This window comes from Halolactibacillus alkaliphilus (assembly GCF_900115465.1).
Classification (GTDB): Bacteria; Bacillota; Bacilli; order Bacillales; family Amphibacillaceae; genus Halolactibacillus; species Halolactibacillus alkaliphilus.
In genome coordinates this window covers 20,131-42,687 of sequence record NZ_FOWN01000025.1, presented here as the reverse complement: position 1 = coordinate 42,687, position 22,557 = coordinate 20,131, and the positions used below count along the sequence as shown (strand labels likewise).

Genomic DNA, 22,557 nt, shown 5'->3' with positions numbered 1-22,557 from the left:
CATGGTCAATATCGTGGTTCCATTCAACTAATGTGATATTATATTTTTCACTCAATGACACAAATTTATCTTTGGCATAATCCGAAATCGTATCATCTATTACTTTTCTTCGATACTTCACAACTAACACAAGATGGTAATGCATCAAAAATACTGAATGATTGTTACTGTCTAATTTCATTGTTATCTCAATCCTTATACTTAATAAGACTGATTATACCATAATAAGAAAAAAGACAAAATAAAAAACCTTTGGGCTGTCGCCCAACCGACATTCATCTCCCCCTTATCGTTGGGCTACGCCCTTCACACGCTTGAAGAGGGAGACTTCTTTCGGAAGTGCGTTAAAAAAATGCTTTCAGGCTATCGCTTAGTTTTTAGTTACTCTTTTACACTTCTCGTTCTTGATCAATATAGGTTGCGGCTTTTCTCATGCGGTTCATTACCGCTTGACCGACACCTTCTTCAGTAAAAGTTTCAGCTAAAATAATATCCACATCATGCTTTCTAAAACTACGTAATGCATTATAAAGCTGATTAGCAATCGATGAAATATCTTCTCTTGAACCAACGCTTACGACGGTATCTGCTTTTAGTTGTCGCCCAAGTTCGTCACTTACTAACAGGCCGACTTTTTTTCCTTCTAAAGCATGTTGAGTCATTTTTTCTCTAAAGTAATCCGCACTGCCCTCAATTAAAATCATGGGTACTTCAGGCTCGTAATGGGTATATTTCATACCAGGAGATTTAGGTGTCTCTTTTGTTTCAAAGATGGTCGCATCTTCTACTGGCACATCAAGTACACTTTCTAAATCCTGCTTAGTAATACCGCCGGGACGAAGGATAATCGCTCGGTCTCCCGTACAATCAACGACGGTTGACTCGACGCCTACCCCTGTCGGTCCACCGTCTAAAATGGCAGTAATCTTATTTTCAAGATCTTGATATACATGGACAGCACTCGTTGGTGATGGTTTACCAGAAAGATTGGCGCTTGGAGCCGCAATTGGTAAGTCCGCTGCTTTAATTAATTCTCGGGCAGCTAAATGATCAGGAATTCTTAAACCGACCGTATCTAATCCCGCGGTGACATTTTTCGCGATTTTTCCATTACTTTTAAGAATAACCGTTAATGGTCCTGGCATAAACGCATCAATCAATCGTTTAGCCATTGGCGTGATCTCCGTCACATAACGCGTCATTTGTTCAACATCACTTAAATGGACAATGAGGGGATTATCACTCGGTCGCCCCTTTGCCTCAAATATCTTTTGAATCGCTTGTTCATTCGTCGCATCTGCCCCTAATCCATAAACGGTTTCCGTCGGGAATGCGACGACGTCCCCATTCTTTAGCCATTCACTTGCTTTCTTAATGTTCTCATCATTCCAGAGTAAAAATGCGGTTGACATATATACACCTCACTTTAAAAAATATAAACAACTTATCCCCACGTTACCCACAGAGTGTGGACAACGTTTTCATCTAGTATTTAGTTAGTCTTGCATTATTTATCCACTTATCCACATCTAACCTTTTTACCCTTACCTTTTAAATTATACACAGGCTTATCCACTATTTCTAGTGTGACTATGGATAAATCTCGTAGTTACCCACACACTTATCCACTGAACTTGTGTATAAGTGTGGAGATTTGTTCAACGAGCCAAAAACGCGGCTCTAGTTTTGGCTGATCATTGTGGGCTGTTTCTTCTAACTCACGCGCATTCTCTTCTTCATTCTCTAGCTCTTCCACTTTTTCTTCTGGCACAACCGTCATATCACCGTTAAAATCTATATAACACAGCGCAGGAAATAAAACACACCACCAATTTCCCCCCCTACCTTCACCAAGCGTAATTAACACTGCTTCATACTCTCCCTGTGGGTAAACGTGTGTCTCATATACTTTTGTTGGAAAGTAAATATTTTCACCGTAGATCACGGTTGCTTGATGGGGATAACTTTTTTCTTCTAACAGGCTGTTGATTTTATTTTCAATAGACGACACGTGAGCCCTGACTGTGTCCCTTGCTTGGTCAATCGTCTCAATGCCTTCGACTAATCCAGACACATATAAAGAGATCTCATCTCTAACCACGTGCTTTATTTGTTGGTCTAAATCAGCGTCACTGTGCGCGAGAATTCTTAATCGAATGGCTTGTTCTGGTATTTTCACATCATAACTTAATACGTTGTCCTTATTTGGTATACCCAATTGACCAAGCATAAGAAGAACGACTAAGAGCACCATGCCTATATTTAAAGCGCGCTGACGCTTTCTATTCTTATTTTTATCATGCATTATAGCTAAAGATTGTTTTTTCATGGTCATACACGCTCCTATAATCATTTATAGTCGCAGTATGACCAAAGGCATTGAAGTTTAAACACAGACGTCCGCAAAGACCATCCGGTCTTTACCAAACATATCTTGTTTCGTTTCAATAACCGCATGAGGAAAGGCTTCCTTAATCAAGGCCGTAACAGCACGCGCTTGATTGTAGCCAATTTCAAAGGCAAGCAGGCCGTGAGGCCTTAAGACGTCTTTTGCTTGGGTAATGATCTGGCGGTAACTATATAATCCATCTTCTTCACTAAAGAGCGCTAAATGCGGATCAAAGTTTTTCACCGTATCTTGAAGCTTTTCTAAGTCACTATATGGAATATATGGGGGATTAGAAACAATCACATCCACTTGGTGATTTTCCTCTTTTAACGCTTGAAGAAAGTCACTGTGACAAAAAGCCACGTCTGCTTGAAGCTTCTTTGCGTTCATTGCGGCAACCGCAAGCGCCGCCTCTGAAATATCAACAGCTGTTAAATTCAAAGCGTCATTCTCTAAAGCTAACGTAATGGCCAAAATACCAGTACCCGTCCCGACATCAACCACATCTGTTAGCTCTGGACGCTTCGCTAATTTTTCCAATAAATAGTAAACAAGTTCCTCTGTTTCTTGACGTGGCACCAACGTATCTTTCGTTACGTTAAATGATCGTTCGTAAAATGTTTCTTTCCCAGTTAAATGTTGAACCGGGACACCCGTAGTCGCATGTGTCTGAATCAGATCTTTAAAGCGCGTCCCATCAGAAACAGAAAGTTCTTCAGGAAGGCGCATTAAAAATTCAAGGCGCGAGACAGCTAAGAGGTCCATCAAAATAATTTCCGCCACTTTTTCTTCTCGACCATGTTCTTTTAAAAAAAGAGAAGCCCAGTGAAGGGCTTCTTGAATTGTCTGTTTCATCTTAATCACCTAGCTGTTCCATCTTGCTCGTTTGTTCTTCCATAACTAACGCATCAACAAATTCGTCCAGCTTACCTTCAAGAATTTGATCAAGCTTTTGAATCGTTAAACCAATACGGTGATCCGTTACCCTGTTTTGCGGGAAGTTATAGGTTCTAATACGCTCAGAACGGTCTCCTGTTCCTACCGCTGATTTACGCGTTGAATCATATTCAGCTTGCGCTTCTTGTTGAAACTTATCATACACACGGGCACGCAGGATTTTCATCGCTTTTTCTTTGTTCTTAATCTGTGATTTTTCATCTTGCATCGATACAACAATACCTGTTGGTTCGTGCGTTAATCGAACAGCTGACATGGTCGTATTAACACTTTGTCCACCTGGTCCACTTGAGGTGAATGTATCGACACGAATATCTTTTTCGTGAATGTCGACTTCAACTTCTTCTGCTTCAGGGAGCGCAACAACAGTGGCGGTTGATGTATGAATCCGGCCACCTGATTCTGTTTCAGGTACACGTTGCACGCGGTGAGCACCGTTTTCAAACTTTAATTTAGAATAGGCCCCACGACCATTAATCATCATAATAACCTCTTTATAACCACCCACACCATTTAAGCTACTTTCCATCACATCGACTTTCCAGCCTTGCGCTTCTGCGAAACGGCTGTACATTCTAAATAAGTCACCCGCAAATAACGCAGCCTCATCACCACCAGCTGCCCCGCGAATTTCCATAATAACGTTCTTATCATCATTTGGATCTTTTGGCAACATCAGCACTTTAAGTTTTTCCTCAAAAAGCGGAATTTGTGGCGCTAATTCATCAATCTCCATCTGAACCATTTCACGCATGTCTTGATCTGATTCACTTTCCAACATGTCTTTGGCATCTGCCAATTGATCACTGACATCTTTATACTCGCGGTATGTTGCGACAATATCCGATAAGTCTGACTGCTCTTTAGAATATTCTCGCAGTTTATTCATATCCGAAATAATATCTGGATCACTTAATAGTTCATTTAATTTTTCATAGCGTGCTTCTAATGCTTGTAATTTATCTAACACGGTGATTCACCCCATCTTATTTAAGTCACTGACTTTAAGTCTACCCTTTATTATATAACAGGTCACGTGTCACGTCAAAGCTTGTCTAGACTTTGTCACATAAAAAGGGCCATCCAGTAAGAGACTGTCACTGATTGACTTTTAGAAATCATTAAATTGAAAAATGGTCTTAAGTAAAAATATCTACTTAAAACCATTTTCATTTTAAAGGTCTGCTTCTTTATATCTTACTTATAAGAAGAAGATCATCGAGAGAATAAACATAAACACAACACCACTTAACATTGGGACAGCTGTTCTTTTAACAATCGCGAGTGGCGTTACTTTTAATGAACCAGAAATAATCATGATGACAGCAGCAACAGGTGATACCGCACGTAATAAGTTACCTGCTAAGCCCATCGGGACAGTAATCGCAATTGGGTTAATTCCAGCAGCGTCTGCAAGTGGGACCATGAGAGGTACCATCGCATAAAACAGGGCGACACCACTACCACTAATAATAACGATAAGCGCTGTTAAAGCAACAAGAATTAGTGGTAAGACAAAACCTTGACCCGCACCATCAGCACCAAGCATCGCTGATTGAAGTGCTTCGATTAAACCGATAGATTGTAAACCTTGAACAAAGACAGACGCCGCTACAAGCAAGGCCACAATTGGCATCGCGCCACCCATACCTGTAAAGAACTTTTCTGTGCCATCAAGTACAGGCTTAATTTTACGCACGCGGATCATTTCACATAAAATAGCTGCAATCAGTGAAATAATCGTTGCGATTTCAACGCTCAGCGCAAGTTGGATATTCGCTGTGACATCTAAAACAAAGACGGTAATTAACAAGATGATCGGTAGTACTGGCAGAAGTGCATAAACTGTTTTATATAGCTTACCACCTTCAATAGCCGCTACTTCTTTAATCTCAACATCGTCTGTTTCCGTTACTTTATTAAGCTCTTTCATATCTAAGTGTTTTTGCCAGAAATAATGAACGACAGCAATTAACAGTAATGTAGGAATTGAGACAATGGCATGATACTTTAGTACATATTCTGTTACTGTTAAACCACTAAAATCTGCATATGTTGCTAATTCATTGGCAACAGCAACATTATCTCCACCTAACGGTGTAGGGATAATTGTTGCAGCTGTTGCGATTAATGCACCAATTGTTAATGTTGGCATTTTCGCCGCACGTAAAATAGGGTAAAGTGTCGCAAGTAAAATAATCGCTAAATTTGACGCACTCGGAATAACGAGTGAAAGCAAGTTACCAATTAGAAAAACAACCGGCACTAAAATGTAAACGTTTTTAATTTTGCCTAACGGTTTAGTAAGAACACTTACCGTCACATCATTTGCTTTAATGTGCGACATGTAGGCAGCATAACCACCTAACATTAAAATAATAAATCCAGCTCTTGTAAGCGTTGATTTAAATGATTCCACAACCGCTAAAATAGGATCAATCCATTTAAAGCCTGTTCCGTCTTCAATACCGACAATGTCTTTACCTAAAAGCATAGCGATGATCATTAAAAGGATTCCCATGAAGAACAAGGTAATTTTAATATCCATTTTTTTCGCAAGCATAAAAATGACTAAAGCAACAGAAACGATGGCCGAAAGGTACATAATGATATCTGTCATGTTAAACACTCCATTCTATTTTTAGTTTATTATTAAATACACGTATTGATTGATTCAACAAACCAGCGTCTAAAAGCGTCACTATCAATATCCGTTAACACTGTCGCATTTGGCTCTTTTCCAAGATAACCTTTTAAATCAACGACTGTACAGCCTTCTGTTAATTCACCTTTTGTCTCAACATCTACAAATGTTTCAACAGCTTCAAATAGATCTGGTTTTAACAAATAAGCTATCGCACAACTGTCATACATTTTTAGGCCTGTTTGCATACTGCCACCACGATAATGTTTAAATAGACTATAAATCATCGTACCTGTTTTATTCATATCTTTAATTTTCGCGCTATCTTCTGGTAAGACAAGTGCTTTCATACCAACGTCTAATCCTGCCATGACAATCGGTAAACCACTCATAAAGACAATCTTCGCCGCATCTGGATCAAAGTAAATATTAAATTCAGCCATCACACCTTTGTTTCCTCGCGTAATAGACCCACCCATTAAAACAATCTCTTTAATATTTGTTTTAACCTCAGGATAAACTTTAAATAGTAACGCAATATTCGTTAACGGGCCAATTGGCACTAACGTAATCGGCTCATCACTTTCTAAAATAACCCGTCTCATCGCCGTAATTGCATGTTCTTCTAATAATAAGCGCTTCGATGCAGGCTTAAAATCAAATCCTTCCATACCGCTTAACCCGTGTACAGAACTCGCATCGCTCATCTCTTTTAAAAGTGGCTCATGAGCACCCATTGCCACAGGGATATCTTTTTCAACATAATCAAGTATTTTTAACATATTGTCTGTTACATTATCTAAACCAACATTCCCCGCAACAGTCGTGAGTAATTTTACATCTAGCTCTTCACTAAACATAGCGATCGCAAGCGCGACTGCATCATCAATCCCAGGGTCCGTATCAATAATAATTGGTCTTTTTGTCATTGTAATTCCTCCTAATATAATCATTAAATTTATTTAAACACATGATTTGTGTAAAAATTTCACCATACCTGCACCCAATGACGCTGTTGGTCTTTGAATAAACCCACAACACTCATAAAAGCCTTCTGTACCTGGTGTTGCCATTAAGCCAATGTAGGCCCCGTCACAGCCTACATTCTCAATGTAGGCGTCGATCTCAGCCATCACGACCTTACCGAGTGATTGCCCTTGATAGTCAGGGGCAATCACCACGTCTTTAATAAAGAAACAAATCCGGCCATCGCCTACTACACGGCCAGTAGCGACTGGTTGATCGCGATCGAAGATCACGACAGAAAACAGCGTATTTTCTAGCGCCACGGCCACATCTTCATAAGCATACGGTTGAAATCCAACGCTTTCTCTTAGCTTGCAATAAATATCAGGGGTTAGCGCTTGTTTAACGATACGGTAGTGATCAGTTAGCATCATGTTGATTCACGAAACGCTCTAACCGGTCAAAGGATGGCATTGCACTTTGAGCACCTAGCTTTGTCGTTGCCATACTCGCCGCATAGACCGCCATTTTTATAGCTTCTTTAAGTGGAGCATCTTGTGCTAAGAAATGTGCTAACGCCCCGTTAAATGTATCCCCTGCACCTGTTGTATCAGCTACTTTAACTTTTGGCGGTGCAATGGCAACTTCTTTTCCTTGCTCATAAAACGTCACACCTTTTTCCCCGCGCGTCGTAATCAGTTTGTTCTTTTTCTCAGCATCTAATGTTGTTTCTTTAAGCATAAGCTCTAGTTCGTGTTCATTCGGTGTAAAATACGTGACCATCGACCACCACGTATCAGGAAAACGGCGATAAGGCGCTGGATTTAAAATAACCGGAATCCCTGCTTGATGCGCAATTTCTAGCGTGCGTTCAATCGTCTCGTTTTTTACTTCTAATTGAACTAAAATGAGTTTACTTTTCTTAATGATTGCTTGATGTTTCGTTATATCTTCTGGTGACAAACTATAATTAGCACCTGGTGTGACAACAATCGCATTGTCTTCTTGTGCAATGGTAATCGATGCTGTTCCTGTATGATGTGTAACCCGTTCCACATTGGTTGTTGTTACAGACTGTTCTTTCAAATAAGCTAAGTACCCATCACCAAATGCATCTTGACCAACAGCACCTACTAAGTTAACCGGGCTACCAAGCTTAGCCGCAGCCACGGCTTGATTTGCCCCTTTTCCTCCATATGCCTGACTAAAGTTCTGACCAATAACTGTTTCGCCTAATCGCGGATAGCGATCAGCCATCGTAATAAAATCAATATTTAAACTTCCGACTACTGTAATCACGTCATACCCCATCCCTTCAATGTGTTGATTGTCTCTTTTCTAATGTTGCTTTATATTGATAATGCGTGTTTGTTTCCTTTTTCTTAATCAAATCTAATACGAGCTGGGTGGCAGCTTGTGCAAGTGATTGAATCGGTTGTGCCATTGTCGTCAGTTCTGGCGTAATCACTGTTCCCCAGTCAATACCATCAAAACCGATGACGGCGATATCTTCTGGTACATTTAGACCGAGTGATTGAATCACTTTAATGGCACCAATCCCCATGACATCATTCCCAGCGAAAATGCCGTCAATGTCTGGATATTGCTCTAATAAAAGCGCTGTTTGTTCCATCGCTGTTGTTAGGTCATACTCCCCTTCAACAATGCGCGGCGTTTTATTTTGTTCTTCCATCACGTCAAGATAACCTCTTAATCGATGTTTGGACGTATAACTATCCTGCGGACCAACGATGTGTCCAATCGATTGACAGCCCGAATCAATTAAATGACGCACCGCTTCTTTAGCTCCTTGATAATTATCTACTGTCACCGACGGAATCTCTTCATCAAGAAATTGATCGAGTGCGACAATAGGTAGCGTCACTTTTTTTACATCTTCTTTTGTTAAATAATTAGATACAAGCAATAAACCATCAATGTATTTTGCTTCTAGTAAGTAAAGCAACCTTAATTCTTTGTCTATATCATTGTTGCTGTTAAATAATAATAAATCGTAACCAGCTTCTGTTAGTTCTTTTTCAATCCATTTAACTAATTGCGGAAAGTATGGATTCGCAATATCAGGTATAATGAGTGCGATTGTGTTAGAAGCTTTTTTAAACAAACTACGAGCGACCGCATTTGGTGTGTAATTCAATTGCTTAATCGCCTTTTCTACTTTTCCACGTGTATCTAAATGAACATATCCTTGGTTATTTAATACACGAGAGACAGTGGCGACTGACACTCCTGCAAGTTTTGCGACTTCTTTGATTGTGGCCAACAACAACGCCTCCCTCATGTGTAATCGGTTACTCATTTCAGTTTAAAAATATGTAATCGGTTACTCACTGGTTTAAAAAAATAGGTGTAATCGGTTACAGGTATATATTAAACGATGTATTTTTATTTGTCAACACCTTTTAAAAACTTTTTTTATTGCCTTCTTCCCACTCCAGTCTGTCGATGACTCTAGGCGCCTTTAATGTAATGAACATCACAGATTTGGATCATTTGTTATGCCGTGATTGGGCATTATAATATTTGCACTTGTAGTGGTCATTCATACACGGCCACACACATGCTTACTAGGAATGACACATTAAATATAGTTGATACACATTATGCATATCATGAAAGTATGCCATTCTCCATTAGATAAACATTGACTTTAATACAATCATCAAAGCGAGTACCACACATCGACAACATATGACCAGAGGCCTGATGACGTGTGTGTTTTTCTTGTCACTGAAAATAGCGTCTTAAATTTAGCTAGTCATCTTTTTAGAATTAGTCTTCAGTTATACAACAGACACTGATCCCTTTAATTTCTCACGGCAATCTCTCGTTCATTAGTCTTGTAGCATAACTAGTAATTCTTGATAACCAAGGGCTTTGGTGTGGTCCCATTATCCTTAATTTATAGAGACGATAAAAAAAGAAATAGACGCTTCTTTCATTACGACCTCATTCTAATTATCAATGATTAAACACATTCCACCCTGCGTCTACGCTATAAAAAACACCGGTTAACAAAGGGCGACCTTCGTTAACCGGTGTTTTGGTATGGCTTTTAAACAGGCTAGACTTTCGTTAGAGAACGTGAGTTAGCACTACTTCTCACTTCGTTTTTGTTTCTTCCCGCATAATTTTATGTTCAACCGGTTTGTTTGGTACCTCGTGACAATGACGACATCTCGGTTCATACGATTCACTAGCACCTACGAGAATAATCGGGTCATCATACGACGCCGGTTGACCATCGATTAACCGCTGTGTTCGGGACGCTGGTGAGCCACACTGTGGACAAATCGCATTAAGCTTTGTGACCATTTCGCTCATGGCCATCATCTCAGGTATGACACCGAACGGTTCCCCGCGAAAGTCTGTATCAAGTCCTGCGACAATGACACGGTGACCTAAATCTGCTAATTGATCAACAATGGAGACGATCGCATCATCAAAAAATTGAATCTCATCTATCCCAATGACATCAATATCATCAGAAATATGGTCCAATATTTCAATTGCGCTGTTTACTGGGCGCGCAAGAATAGAATGACCATTATGTGAGACGACCGATTCTTCATGGTAGCGATTATCAATTGCCGGTTTAAAGACACGGACAGATAAATTACCGTACGTTGCCCGTTTAATTCGTCTAATCAACTCTTCTGATTTACCTGAGAACATACTGCCACAAATAAGTTCTACCCAACCACTTTGTTTCATAATATACATATCGGTTGCCTCCTAAATTATCTTGTTGCCATGTTCATGACCTTACATACGCTCATTTATAAAAAATAAAAACAGGCAAAAGTGTGATCTGCCTGTTTATTCATCCATTTAAGTTAAGAGAAGCCACCCTATAAGGATGGCTCATCTCTAGCGAACATGTCGCGTGATTAGTTAAGGTTATATTTTTTCTTGAAGCGATCCACACGGCCGCCAGCTTTGTCAGCTTTTTGCTTACCTGTGTAGAATGGGTGAGAATCTGAACTAATCTCAACACGGATTAATGGGTAAGTGTTACCATCTTCCCACTCAATAGTCTCAGCAGAGTACTTAGTTGAGCCTGTTAAGAATTTGTAGTCAGAGCTTGTATCAAGAAATACAACTTTTCGGTATTCTGGGTGAATGCCTTCTCTCATGTGTCTTACACTCCTTTTGCCCTGAATCTTTAGAAACAGAGTTAAATTTTCGCTCGCTTACAACACCTCAGTGCTCCAAACGGCATTTTTTCATACGTTAAGATTATAACAGCCAAAAGTACGCAATGCAATATAAAAACAAAAAAGATTAGTTTTTGTTTTTACGCTTAAGTTCGTCAAAAATACTTTGATACAATTCAGTATTGTCTTTTGTCTGTTTAAAGCGACGAATAAACCGCTCAACAAAGTCTGGTGAATCTTGGATTGCTTTTCTGATCATCCACATCGCTTCTAGTTGATCTTCTTTTAACAGCAATTCTTCTTTTCGTGTACTTGATCGCGCCAAGTCGATTGCCGGGAAGATACGGCGCTGAGCTAAATTGCGGTCTAAGTGTAATTCCATGTTACCTGTTCCTTTAAATTCTTCATAAATAACATCATCCATACGCGAGCCTGTTTCAACAAGCGCCGTCGCTAGAATCGTTAAACTTCCACCATCTTCGATATTACGGGCAGCACCGAAGAAACGTTTCGGTCGGTGGAAAGCCGCTGGGTCAATCCCCCCAGAGAGCGTACGGCCACTTGGTGGAATGACTAAGTTGTAAGCCCGAGCTAAGCGGGTAATACTGTCCATTAAAATAACGACATCTTTTTTATGCTCTACGAGGCGCATGGCGCGTTCTAGAACGAGTTCTGATACTTTAATATGATTTTCTGGTACTTCATCAAATGTGGATGCCACAACATCTACACCCGGAGCGACGTAACGCTCGATATCCGTTACTTCCTCAGGACGCTCATCAATAAGTAACACAATTAACTTAACGTCAGGATGATTGGTACTAATACTATTAGCAATTTCTTTTAATAACACTGTCTTACCAGCTTTAGGTGGGGCCACAATTAACCCACGTTGACCAAAACCAACCGGGGTTGCCACGTCCATAATGCGCGTCGACAACTGTTTTTGTTCTAGCTCTAAATGCATTAAGCGATCTGGGTACAGGGGCGTAAGCGCTGGAAAGTGCACCCGCTCTTTTGCCATTTCTGGGTCTTCACCGTTCACTGCATCCACATGAAGTAACCCGTAATACCGCTCATTTTCTTTTGGCGGACGGACTTTACCTGAAACTTTGTCACCGTTACGCAAATCAAATCGTCGAATTTGCGAAGCAGAAATATAAATATCTTCAGCACTTGGTGAGTAGTTAATGGGACGTAAGAAACCAAAGCCTTCTGATGGAATAATCTCTAACACACCGTCCATAAATAAAAAGCCGCTCTTTTCTGCCTGAGCTTTTAAAATCGCAAAAATCAACTCCCGTTTTGTTAATTTCGCATAATAAGACACTTTAAATTCCCGTGCACGCGCATACAAATCTTTTAACGTCATTGTTTCTAATTCTGAAATTGTTACTTCTGGCACATTGATCATCACCTATTCTATTTAAATTATGTTATGTATGGAATTTTACTTGTTTTGTCCATAGCTTCTAAAGCAACGTTCAAGCACCTTTCGTTTATCTGTTAAACGTTCTGTCACTGCGCACACTTATCTACTATCCTAAAGACTTAGTGTTTAAAAAACCACAAACAAGCGATTATCAATGATTGAAAAGCTATTCGTAACGCAACTTTTTTTTGAGAACGCTGACTAGGAGAGTGTTTAATCAAGTGAGGATAAGGGTTAGTTAATACATAGCGAAGCTATCACTTTACATTGTAGTAAATAACATAGTGTTTGTAAAGGATGCGCAGAATAAAACCTCACACAAGATGAGGTTTTATCTTTTTACACGTCAGAGATGGTTTTTAGAACGAACAACAATCACCGTTGACCTTCTGCACATAGGTTAACACATTTAATTATTTTGATACGTTAGCATTTCTTCTTTGGTCATTGATTCACGCCAAATTTTTGCCCCGAGTGATTCCAACTTTTCAATGAGGTTTTCATAACCACGATCAATATGTTCTAGACCGGTAATTTCTGTGACACCATCTGCAATCAATCCCGCAACAACTAATGCTGCCCCTGCGCGTAGGTCTGTCGCGCGCACTTTTGCCCCTTGTAACTGAACGGGACCTTGAACAATCGCTGAGGCACCTTCGACTTTAATTTTTGCATTCATCCGGCGCAATTCATCAATATGCTTAAACCGGGCAGAATAAATCGTATCTGTCACAATCGCTGTGCCTTCTGCTTTTGTTAAAAGTGAGGTGAACGGTTGTTGTAGATCTGTAGGGAAGCCTGGGTGAACGAGTGTCTTAATGTCGACAGCACTGAGTGCTTTTTTCGGTCGAATAATTAACGACTCTTCGTCTTCTGTAATATCAATACCCATTTCACGCAGTTTTGCGATTAGTGGTTCTAAGTGTTGAGGAATCACGTTATCAATATAGACTTCTTCACCTTGAGCAGCTGCCATAATCGTGTAGGTACCTGCTTCAATACGATCTGGAATAATCGTATGCATACAACCAGAGAGTTGATCAACACCTTCAATACGGATCACGTCTGTTCCGGCACCTTTGATTTTTGCGCCCATACTTGTTAACAGCGTCGCAACATCTATGATCTCTGGTTCTTTTGCGGCATTTTCAATGACTGTCTTGCCTTTTGCACGCACAGCTGCCAACATAATGTTAATGGTTGCCCCAACACTGACAACATCCATATAAATACGGGCACCTTTTAATTCTTTTGCTCTTAAATAAATGGCCCCTTGTTCATTCGATACTTCAGCACCAAGCGCTTCAAATCCTTTAATATGTTGATCAATCGGACGTGGACCTAGGTGACAACCACCCGGCAAACCAACGACCGCTTTTTTAAACCGACCGAGCATGGCGCCCATAAAATAATACGATGCCCGCAATGTTTTAACTTTTCCGTTCGGTAACGGCATCGCCATCATTTGACTTGGGTCAATTTTAATCGCATGATCTTCCTTAGTGACAACACCACCAATGTCTTCGAGTAAAGCACTTAACGTTTCTACATCAGAAATATCCGGTAATCCTTCAATGGTTACTTCAGAATCCGCAAGGATTGTTGCTGGAAGCAGTGCAACTGCACTGTTTTTCGCACCACCGATATGCACTCGGCCGTTAAGTTTCTTCCCACCTTCAACAAATAATTTTTCCATCTGTATATTCCCCTTTAAGTTCAATTGTTTCGTCATTTATTAGTTTTTACGTTGTAGTTAATTTCATACGACACAGAAAAATCCATGACATTTTCATTATACAAATAAACAGGGGAAGTTGCTAGTAAATCTAGTCTTTCTCATGATTTTTTAATGATTTATTTCATCATTTTATGACATTTTTTTGATTTTTACATAAAGGAACCCTTCCCTCGCGCATAGACCTTTAGTTTAAAAACCGGATCGCTTGGTCTTGAGTTAGCTCATATGTGATTAAATTGGAGCCATCAAGGTTTTCACCTTGTAATCGAATCGCCTGTAGTTGATTGTTCGCATATGTTTTAAAATAATACGTCTGACTTGTTAATGCCATCACAGAACTATACGTGGTTAAATCTAAGCGCTCGTTCGGTAGAACGACCGTCCCTTCAACCATTTTCACCCGGTCTAACATATGAAACATTTGTGTGATATCTCCCTCTTCACTGGCTGTCTTTTTCGCATGCGCCTTCAAAAAAGCCGCTTGGACAAAGCGTGATGTCGGTGAGGAATCACCAGGTAATCCGATACTACCAGCGCCTTGACCAAAAGGCGTTAAGGGTAACGCTTCATCAAATGTATTCACTGGTTGTTTTGGACTCAGCTGCATGTAGTGCGTTAAATTAGCTAACTGAAAGTAAAAATCCGGCTCATTAGTCAACACACCTAGCGTATTTTCATGCACTTGGATGCCACTTAATGTTGATTCAATCACAATACTTTCATAACGATCGCTTAGAATAAAGTGAAGTGGTTGCACAGGTAAGCCGTCTTTAAATGGTATAGACACAAATTGAAGTGTCTTCAGATACGTTTTAGCTTCTTTCACTGACGTAACTTTCCCTAACAAATACGGAATGATTTCATAAGGGGTTAAGTTTAAATAATCTTGATTTGGCTCTTTGAATACTTGAGATGGAAAGTTAAGTCCCGCCATAGCCACACCATATTCATTCATTGCTTCACTAAAGAGTGGCGTGTGATCAACAATACTCGCCATGCCGATTAATGCATAATGCGTTGGCTGGGCTTTTGCTAGATGAAAATGTAACGGACAGTGTCTAGGAACAACAACCGCTGTCTCTCCAAAATGATAATCTAAGTCCATATTACGACCGAAATATTTACCGTGACTCTCCCATGTTATAACCGTACACATAACAGACCCTCATTTCTTTTTGTCTTAGACGTTTATTAATAGTGATATTCAGCCACTTTATGGCTTCTCATTTGGAAATTCTAAATAGAGCTTTTTAATAAGACCGTATAAAAAATCAAATAATTCTTCTTCACCCAAAACATGCGTCGTCTGATACACATCACTCATTTTCACCTGACAGTGAATCGCATTATCTTCAAATCGGAGTAAGTAATACTCGGTCATATCAGCGGTTGGATCTTCTTCTATCGTTTCTTTAAATACGTAGCGTATAGCGAGTGTGGACATATCCATTTGTGTCGTTCGATCATATGTTAAAATCGCAACAGAATAAGCATCAATCGGATCTTCTGCTCGCACTAAAATCTCTCGCTTTTGCTGTTCAAAGAAAAACGCGTGCCCACTAACACCGATCAGTTCAATTTCAAAAGAATCAAGCATATGATGTCTCCTCTCATTACTTTTTGACTTACTCGTTACATTTTTAATAAGTTTAACTATCTTAAGTCTACTACACGGCCAAGTACATTACTAGCGAGAACCCCCCTAATCAACACCCAACAAAACGTTTTACAACATCAAAAAAAACGCCCCTTCAATAATAGAGTTATCATTGAAGGGACGCGCTTGTAAATCAAACATGACTAGCACCTGTTTATAAACTGATATCATCCTTGCCACTGACTTTCATAAATAGCAGTAACGAAAGAACCGTAAAGATCATTAAAATAGTCGACAGTGCGGCTGCAATACCATAATTACCTCGAATAACTTCTGTGTAAATAGCAACGGTTACTGTCCGCGTATTAACTGTGTATAACAAAATCGATGTTGATAATTCAGAAATCATCGTAATCCAGCTTAAGATAGCCCCCGCAATAATACCTGGCATCATCATAGGCACCGTAATTCTAAAGAACGTATTTAACTTACTACTTCCTAAACTTTGAGCTGCCTCTTCAATCGACGGCGAAATTTGGTGTAACGCCGCTACTGATGAGCGAATCGTATAAGGTAATCGGCGCACGGCAAAAGAAATAACTAAGATGGCCGTTGTTCCAGTAATACTTAAAAATCCAGTACCACCTACCCCGGTATTAAAAGAGGTTAAGTAAGCAATACCTAATACTGTCCCTGGAACAATGTAAGGTATCATACTTAAGCTGTCTATGGTTGCGGTCACTGTATTCCGCTTTCTAACGGCTAAATACGAAATAAATACTGCAAACAAGACGACAATGATAATCGCAAAAAATGGAATTCTTAATGTATTAAAAATAGAATTACCCATTCTTGAAAAAGCTTCTCTATAACTATTTAATGAGTAGCCTGACTGAAATACCATCCCACTTGTATTTTGAAAAGACGTATAGACAAGATACAGTTGTGGTAAAACAGCTGTGAAAACAATACCGTAACTAATAACATATACCCAGAATTTTTTAAGCCCTTTTACTTTTTTCGTACTTACCGGGTGAAGTGCATTCATAGAAAAAGCAAAGCGTAATGATACAATTTGTTGCAACATGAAAATCGATAGGGCAATCACAATAGCAATAACGGCTAGCGCTGAAGCAAAGGCTGAGTCCCCTCCGACTTCACTAATAAATTCTGTGTATATGAGAACCGGAAACGTTCGGTAGCCTTCTCCGATCAGCATAGGTGTACCAAAATCTGAAAATGCTCTCATAAAAACAAGGAGTGAACCCGCTAACACCGTCGGCATCAATAAAGGTAACACAACGGTCATAAAACGTTTGATTCCCGTTACACCCATGCCTTCTGCTGCTTCTAAGATAGATTGGTCAATGTTTTTAAAGGCACCATTAATATATAAGAAAATTAACGGGAAGAGCTGGAGTGTAAATACTAACACGATGCCTGAAAATCCATAAATATCAGGAGTTTGCACACCTAGAAACTGACTTAAAAATCGCGTAATCACACCGCTTCTTCCAAGTAACAAAATCCAAGAATACGCACCGATAAATGGCGCTGACATAGAAGCAATAATGATTAAAATTCTTAGTAACTTCTTGCCTTTAAAATCAAACATAGCGAATAAGTAAGCCAGTAACGTACCAATAATAAACGCAAAGATTGTCGCTGTAATTGATACTTTAAAACTATTTAATAAGGTATTGGAATAATAACTCATAGAAAAGAATTTCGTGAAATTATCTAAAGTGAACCCCATGCTTGTTGAGTAAAAAGACTGCTTTAATATATTCCCCACCGGATATATCAGAAATAAGATATACGTCACAAGAATGACAATGCCCGCAATTCCCCACATATCCAAGCGAAGACGTTTATCATTCTTCATTATTTCACCTCCGATAGGTTCGTTAACCCCTCAGCACAGTAAACATTAATCTTATCTGTATTAATTGTTAAAGCAATTTGCTCACCTACTGTGAGATCTTCTTCAAAACTTGATTCCTCGGTCACTTGCACTAAATGCCCGTCTGACAATGCAACAACGTATTCCGTGTTTAGTCCTAGATAGACACTGTCCTCTATTTTACCAACAAAGGTATTTAGGCTTGCCTCTTGTTCAACCCGAATAAAATCTTCAGGACGAATGCTTACCCTTACCGTTTGATCAGATAAATGATTTAACTTAGGATAGACAACCACATGCCCGTTTTGTAAATGTAATTCAGCCACACCTTCATTACTATGCTTTAATTCCGCCATGACAATATTTGTCCGTCCAATAAAGGAAGCGACAAACTCATTTGCTGGTCGGTGGTAAAGCGCCTTTGGTGAGCCGACTTGTTGTACGATTCCGTCTTTCATGACCGCAATTTGATCTGAAATAGCCATTGCTTCTTCCTGGTCATGCGTCACGTAAACCGTCGTGATTCCTACTTCACGCTGAATTTCTCGAATTGCTTTTCTCATGTCCACCCGCAATTTAGCATCAAGGTTACTTAACGGCTCATCCATAAGTAAGACAGCAGGGTTAATCGCTAATGCTCTAGCTAGAGCGACACGCTGTTGTTGTCCACCACTTAACCGTTCCGGTTTACGGTCCATGTATTTTTCCATTTGAATAAGTTTTAAGTATTTTTCTGCTGTTTCACGCACGACTTTTTTATCTAACTTGCGTTGTTTTAAACCAAATTCTACGTTCTCACGCACAGTTAAATGTGGGAAAATAGCGTAATTTTGAAAAACCATGCCGATATTTCGCTTACTCGGGTCTTTATCATTGATTCGGTCGGCATCAAAATAAAAGTCGCCACCCTCAATCGAGTTAAAACCGGCAATCATTCTGAGAAGTGTCGTTTTTCCACACCCCGATGGGCCGAGGAGGGTAAAAAGCTCCCCCTCGTTAATGGTAATATTCAGGTCAGGAATGACCGTCACATCGTCAAATACTTTTTTAGCGTGGGAAATGTTGATTTGTGTCATAAGTATACCCCTTTACTAATTTGATTGTGTTTTTACAAAGATGTCGTTATAACGATTAACAAAGTCTTGTCTGTTTTCTGAAACAAAGTCCATATCCTCTTCTAAGGCATTAATTTCAGCAAAAGGCTTCATGACATCGTTCGTCTCTACATCTTCTCTAACAGGTCGGTTCGTTGTTGTAGTTGATAAAACATTTTGAATCTCTTGAGAAATAATGAAGTCAATAAATTTCTCAGCATATTCTTGATTGCTCGCCCCTTTAATTATTGCTGCACTCGCTGGCAAGAATACAACCCCCTCTTCAGGGTAAACAATTTCAACATTACCGCCATCTTCAATCAATTTAGCCACAGGATCTTCATACGATAAGCCAACAGCCATTTCTCCATCTGCTACCGCACGGTAAACATTACTTGAACTTGAACTGATTTTACCATCAATGTTTGTATACAAAGCTTCTACATACGCCCATGCCTCTTCAGACTCATACCCACCTTTTGCTTTAAGCATATTTGTCAACTGCGCAAAAGCACTTGATGAGTTCGATGGATCACCTGAAGAGATTTTTCCTTTTAATTCTGGATTTAGTAAATCCTCATAGCTATTCACTTCAATGTCACCTAAAATATCTGGATTTGTTATTAACACACTACCATCTAATGTATATGGCGTATAAAAACCAGTCGTGTTTTGATAAGCAGCAATCACATTGTCATTTTCAGGAGAGACATATTCTTCGAATAAGTCAATGTGCATCGAATACTGTGTATACCCTCCACCAAAGACAATATCGGCAACAGGGGAATCTTTTTCACTGTCTAACTTCGCAAATAATTCTCCCGTTCCTGCTTGAATTAAATCTACTTGAATACCATATTTTTCTTCAAACGCTGGAATGGTCGAATTAATTAACCCTTCAGAGTTCGGAGAATAGATAACCAATCGATCCGGTGATGAACCATTGTCTTGTGAACATCCAACTAAAATTAAAAACATACTCATACTTACTAACGTAAGCCCAACCAACTTTTTAAACGCTTTCATTTTTCATCGCCCCTTTAATATGTTATACGTAAATTATATAGGAATGACGGCGCTTTCATATCCGATTTTTACATAGTAAAGGGGACAATCCTATAATTGTTCGATAAATTCGGTCGTACTCATCCCAATATATTTTTTGAACACTTTATTATAGTATTTATACTCACTAAAACCACATAACTCGGCAATTTCGTAAAGCTTCTTGTCACCCTTTAGAAGTAATTCAATCGATTTTTTAATCCTGTACTGATTTAAATAATCATTAAATGTCGTATTGACTTCGCGTTTGAATCGGTCATGTAACAAAGCTGCACTATAACCAATTGCCCGAGACACATCTTCAAAAATAAATTTCTCACTGTAATGCTCTGCCACATAACGCAACATCTGACGCACGACTTCATCTGAAGCTTCGGAAGAAGCTTTGACTTGCAGCTGACTTTTTTCCAAAATAAGCTCTGTATGCGAGAGTCTTCTAACTAAGTGTAGTTGCTTAACCTGTTCAACCGCCCGATCAATGGCCTGATAGAGTTCTGTTTCATTAATGGGTTTAACAATAAACTCTGTTACACCATACTTTATGGCACGCTGGGCATTAGCGAATTCGTTATAACTTGATAAGATGATCGTACAGTAACTAAAGTCAATCGTTTCCTCCAACATATCAAATGCATCTTTGATGGGCATATTGATATCCGTTAAAACGATATCCGGATCTAATTTTTTAATCAACTCGCTACCTTCTTGACCATCTCTTGCTTCTCCTACAACGACACAGCCATGGGATTCAAAATCCATCCCATAGACTAATCTTTTTCTAATAAGTGATTCATCTTCAACTATTAGCAATTTATACATACTTACCTCCTGGAATGGTCATCTCTACAATAGTAAACCCGCACTTACTTTTGAGTCTAAACGTTGAATGAGGGTAAAGTAACTCAATACGCTGCTTCGTGTTTAACAACCCGTGATGACGCGTGATTTCTTTCGTATGTGCTAAATACGCATTCAATTCTTTCACGGCTTGAGCTGATAAGAGATTACCATTGTCAATTACCCTGATTTTCACTGTATCTGCTTTACTTTTTCGTATGGATAGTTTAATGGTTAAATCTCTTCGCGTTTTAAAACCGTATTTGATACTATTTTCAATCAACGGCAACAATAATAGTTTAGGTATCATCAACTGATTCACTTCAGCATCGACGTGAATGTGATAATTAAACTCATCATACCGCAGTTGATTTATTTTTAAATAGTTCTCAATGTAAACCAAATCATCTGACAGGGGTAAATCCACATAACTATCTGTAATACTATACCTTAAAATATCATTCATGCGAATCAACAATTCTTCCGCGATATGCGGGTCGATATAGATTGCTGATCGAATAGTTTCTAAAGTGTTCGCCAAGAAATGCGGATGAAATTGTGCCGCCAGCTTTCTTCGTTCAGACATCATGTTTAATTCTTTTAAATCTAAGTTACGCTTATGTGCTTCTTCAAGTTCATTTAATACATCGTTAATGTAGTCTGCTAAGTCCTCAAACTCATCATCTGTTTGAAGTTTGATCTCATGAGGAAAGGATTCTCTCACTAACATTAATTCATCATATAATGAATAGAGCGAACGTCCGATCTTCGTAGAAATTCTTTTAGCCAAAATACCTGACTGCACGAAAATACCTCCAGAAAAAGCAAACAAGACGACAAGACTACTTAAAAAAACAACCGTATAGTTTTGTTTTTGTATGTAGGTAATGATAAATATGTGATCAACAGGATTGCTTATCGCGTGCACATAATTACTTTTCTTAAATAAATGCCCTTCATCCATTAACTCTTCCTCATTTAGTTTTCCTGTCACAACGTCTTTTATTTTCGGTTGACTAGATACTAAGATATTTCGGTATTGATCCGTCATAACAAAATCCGCGATAACCCCTTCACGCAGCAACTGAAATTCTCTCCCTTCAATCAGTGCTACACTGTATCCGAGTAATGCCTCATCTTGCTTAATGGGTTGTAAATGAAGTAAGTACGTCTGGTCTCTTCCTTGAAACACACGGATTGCATCCTCAGCTTCATTAGCACTCATATTTGTCATAACTAATTGCAGAAAATACACGAGGCGATTATCGTTTTCAAATACAGGATTAGTATGTAGAAGCAACTTAAACTGGGGATCGTACACCAATAAATCACTTTTAATTTTTTGGTTCGCATTATATCGATAAAAGGCACTAAATAAATGGCTTGCATCAAGCTCATTATTTAAAAACCGCTGAAAAATCATTGCTTCGTTTACATACAACTGCTCGTTTTGATTTTCAAACAAGGTCGTTACTTCTTCTTCATATTTCGCCATCGTAACATTCACACGATAATGTTGTAGATGGCGATTAAAAAAGAAGACCGTAATTAAAGTAATAATTACCATAACGAAAATAATGAGAAATGAAAACCTTAATAAATCTCTTCTTATTTTGGTTTCGAATTTCCTTAATTTCATCTCCTCACCTCTTTAGCGGTATATATGACGCTCGTTTATTTTTGATTCCTTTTAATATAAACGTACACAGAATCACTCATAGTCTACTACAGGCTCATCGACATTGCTAGCTTGAATA

At 39.1% G+C, this 22,557-nt stretch carries 21 protein-coding genes; all 21 read right to left on the bottom strand.

Annotation, left to right across the window (positions count from 1 at the left end; all coding sequences use genetic code 11):
* Nucleotides 1–181 (bottom strand): transposase (locus BM163_RS10200; RefSeq protein WP_177200262.1); only part of this gene is annotated, 181 nt, incomplete at its 3' end.
* 208 nt (nucleotides 182–389) lie between these two features.
* Nucleotides 390–1,412, bottom strand: coding sequence for an L-threonylcarbamoyladenylate synthase (locus BM163_RS10195; protein ID WP_089802804.1), 1,023 nt, complete (start codon nucleotides 1,410–1,412; stop codon nucleotides 390–392).
* A 209-nt stretch (nucleotides 1,413–1,621) separates the two neighbouring features.
* Entirely contained in the window at nucleotides 1,622–2,329 is a 708-nt protein-coding gene (locus tag BM163_RS10190; protein ID WP_170243714.1) for a stage II sporulation protein R, read from the bottom strand.
* 57 nt (nucleotides 2,330–2,386) lie between these two features.
* Nucleotides 2,387–3,244, bottom strand: a complete 858-nt coding sequence (gene prmC / locus BM163_RS10185; protein WP_089802800.1) for a peptide chain release factor N(5)-glutamine methyltransferase — start codon at nucleotides 3,242–3,244, stop codon at nucleotides 2,387–2,389.
* A gap of 1 nt (nucleotide 3,245) precedes the next feature.
* A complete protein-coding gene (gene prfA, locus BM163_RS10180; protein WP_089802798.1) occupies nucleotides 3,246–4,316 on the bottom strand; it encodes a peptide chain release factor 1 in 1,071 nt (356 codons plus the stop codon).
* 231 nt (nucleotides 4,317–4,547) lie between these two features.
* On the bottom strand, nucleotides 4,548–5,966 hold the full coding sequence (dcuC, locus tag BM163_RS10175; RefSeq protein WP_089802795.1) for a C4-dicarboxylate transporter DcuC: 1,419 nt from the start codon (nucleotides 5,964–5,966) through the stop codon (nucleotides 4,548–4,550).
* Nucleotides 5,967–5,998: 32 nt separating this feature from the next.
* Nucleotides 5,999–6,919 (bottom strand): ribonucleoside hydrolase RihC, encoded by a 921-nt coding sequence (gene rihC, locus BM163_RS10170; protein ID WP_089802785.1) that lies wholly within the window; start codon nucleotides 6,917–6,919, stop codon nucleotides 5,999–6,001.
* 33 nt (nucleotides 6,920–6,952) lie between these two features.
* Nucleotides 6,953–7,387 (bottom strand): GNAT family N-acetyltransferase, encoded by a 435-nt coding sequence (locus BM163_RS10165; protein WP_089802808.1) that lies wholly within the window; start codon nucleotides 7,385–7,387, stop codon nucleotides 6,953–6,955.
* Nucleotides 7,377–8,255 (bottom strand): ribokinase, encoded by an 879-nt coding sequence (gene rbsK, locus BM163_RS10160; RefSeq protein WP_089802783.1) that lies wholly within the window; start codon nucleotides 8,253–8,255, stop codon nucleotides 7,377–7,379. The genes BM163_RS10165 and rbsK overlap by 11 nt, the downstream gene beginning before the upstream one ends.
* A gap of 16 nt (nucleotides 8,256–8,271) precedes the next feature.
* A complete protein-coding gene (locus tag BM163_RS10155; protein WP_170243713.1) occupies nucleotides 8,272–9,240 on the bottom strand; it encodes a LacI family DNA-binding transcriptional regulator in 969 nt (322 codons plus the stop codon).
* A gap of 839 nt (nucleotides 9,241–10,079) precedes the next feature.
* A complete protein-coding gene (locus BM163_RS10150) occupies nucleotides 10,080–10,700 on the bottom strand; it encodes a thymidine kinase (RefSeq protein ID WP_089802779.1) in 621 nt (206 codons plus the stop codon).
* Nucleotides 10,701–10,867: 167 nt separating this feature from the next.
* Nucleotides 10,868–11,113 carry a type B 50S ribosomal protein L31 gene (locus tag BM163_RS10145; protein WP_089802777.1) on the bottom strand — a complete coding sequence of 82 codons (246 nt, stop codon included), beginning with the start codon at nucleotides 11,111–11,113 and terminating at the stop codon, nucleotides 10,868–10,870.
* A 148-nt stretch (nucleotides 11,114–11,261) separates the two neighbouring features.
* Nucleotides 11,262–12,539 carry a transcription termination factor Rho gene (gene rho, locus BM163_RS10140; RefSeq protein WP_089802773.1) on the bottom strand — a complete coding sequence of 426 codons (1,278 nt, stop codon included), beginning with the start codon at nucleotides 12,537–12,539 and terminating at the stop codon, nucleotides 11,262–11,264.
* A 436-nt stretch (nucleotides 12,540–12,975) separates the two neighbouring features.
* On the bottom strand, nucleotides 12,976–14,262 hold the full coding sequence (gene murA, locus BM163_RS10135) for a UDP-N-acetylglucosamine 1-carboxyvinyltransferase (protein WP_089802771.1): 1,287 nt from the start codon (nucleotides 14,260–14,262) through the stop codon (nucleotides 12,976–12,978).
* A gap of 226 nt (nucleotides 14,263–14,488) precedes the next feature.
* Complete coding sequence (gene bsh, locus BM163_RS10130; protein WP_089802769.1) at nucleotides 14,489–15,460, bottom strand: choloylglycine hydrolase; 972 nt, start codon at nucleotides 15,458–15,460, stop codon at nucleotides 14,489–14,491.
* A 57-nt stretch (nucleotides 15,461–15,517) separates the two neighbouring features.
* The gene (locus BM163_RS10125; RefSeq protein ID WP_089802767.1) at nucleotides 15,518–15,901 is read right to left on the bottom strand and encodes a hypothetical protein; all 384 of its coding nucleotides are present in this window, start codon (nucleotides 15,899–15,901) and stop codon (nucleotides 15,518–15,520) included.
* A gap of 214 nt (nucleotides 15,902–16,115) precedes the next feature.
* Nucleotides 16,116–17,786, bottom strand: a complete 1,671-nt coding sequence (locus BM163_RS10120; RefSeq protein ID WP_089802765.1) for an ABC transporter permease — start codon at nucleotides 17,784–17,786, stop codon at nucleotides 16,116–16,118.
* The gene (locus tag BM163_RS10115) at nucleotides 17,786–18,880 is read right to left on the bottom strand and encodes an ABC transporter ATP-binding protein (protein ID WP_089802763.1); all 1,095 of its coding nucleotides are present in this window, start codon (nucleotides 18,878–18,880) and stop codon (nucleotides 17,786–17,788) included. Before BM163_RS10115 ends, BM163_RS10120 begins: the two co-directional genes overlap by 1 nt.
* A 15-nt stretch (nucleotides 18,881–18,895) precedes the next feature.
* Nucleotides 18,896–19,924, bottom strand: coding sequence for an extracellular solute-binding protein (locus tag BM163_RS10110; protein ID WP_089802761.1), 1,029 nt, complete (start codon nucleotides 19,922–19,924; stop codon nucleotides 18,896–18,898).
* Nucleotides 19,925–20,014: 90 nt separating this feature from the next.
* Complete coding sequence (locus BM163_RS10105; RefSeq protein WP_089802759.1) at nucleotides 20,015–20,782, bottom strand: response regulator transcription factor; 768 nt, start codon at nucleotides 20,780–20,782, stop codon at nucleotides 20,015–20,017.
* A complete protein-coding gene (locus tag BM163_RS10100) occupies nucleotides 20,775–22,439 on the bottom strand; it encodes a sensor histidine kinase (RefSeq protein WP_089802758.1) in 1,665 nt (554 codons plus the stop codon). Before BM163_RS10100 ends, BM163_RS10105 begins: the two co-directional genes overlap by 8 nt.
* Nucleotides 22,440–22,557: the final 118 nt, after the last annotated feature.

Bases quoted from the DNA above. Each gene is read 5' to 3' on its own strand.
- BM163_RS10195 (WP_089802804.1), bottom strand. From the start codon at position 1,412: ATGTCAACCGCATTTTTACTCTGGAATGATGAGAACATTAAGAAAGCA.
- BM163_RS10190 (WP_170243714.1), bottom strand. From the start codon at position 2,329: ATGAAAAAACAATCTTTAGCTATAATGCATGATAAAAATAAGAATAGA.
- prmC (WP_089802800.1), bottom strand. From the start codon at position 3,244: ATGAAACAGACAATTCAAGAAGCCCTTCACTGGGCTTCTCTTTTTTTA.
- dcuC (WP_089802795.1), bottom strand. From the start codon at position 5,966: ATGACAGATATCATTATGTACCTTTCGGCCATCGTTTCTGTTGCTTTA.
- rihC (WP_089802785.1), bottom strand. From the start codon at position 6,919: ATGACAAAAAGACCAATTATTATTGATACGGACCCTGGGATTGATGAT.
- BM163_RS10165 (WP_089802808.1), bottom strand. From the start codon at position 7,387: ATGCTAACTGATCACTACCGTATCGTTAAACAAGCGCTAACCCCTGAT.
- BM163_RS10150 (WP_089802779.1), bottom strand. From the start codon at position 10,700: ATGTATATTATGAAACAAAGTGGTTGGGTAGAACTTATTTGTGGCAGT.
- BM163_RS10145 (WP_089802777.1), bottom strand. From the start codon at position 11,113: ATGAGAGAAGGCATTCACCCAGAATACCGAAAAGTTGTATTTCTTGAT.
- murA (WP_089802771.1), bottom strand. From the start codon at position 14,262: ATGGAAAAATTATTTGTTGAAGGTGGGAAGAAACTTAACGGCCGAGTG.
- bsh (WP_089802769.1), bottom strand. From the start codon at position 15,460: ATGTGTACGGTTATAACATGGGAGAGTCACGGTAAATATTTCGGTCGT.
- BM163_RS10125 (WP_089802767.1), bottom strand. From the start codon at position 15,901: ATGCTTGATTCTTTTGAAATTGAACTGATCGGTGTTAGTGGGCACGCG.
- BM163_RS10120 (WP_089802765.1), bottom strand. From the start codon at position 17,786: ATGAAGAATGATAAACGTCTTCGCTTGGATATGTGGGGAATTGCGGGC.
- BM163_RS10115 (WP_089802763.1), bottom strand. From the start codon at position 18,880: ATGACACAAATCAACATTTCCCACGCTAAAAAAGTATTTGACGATGTG.
- BM163_RS10110 (WP_089802761.1), bottom strand. From the start codon at position 19,924: ATGAAAGCGTTTAAAAAGTTGGTTGGGCTTACGTTAGTAAGTATGAGT.
- BM163_RS10105 (WP_089802759.1), bottom strand. From the start codon at position 20,782: ATGTATAAATTGCTAATAGTTGAAGATGAATCACTTATTAGAAAAAGA.
- BM163_RS10100 (WP_089802758.1), bottom strand. From the start codon at position 22,439: ATGAAATTAAGGAAATTCGAAACCAAAATAAGAAGAGATTTATTAAGG.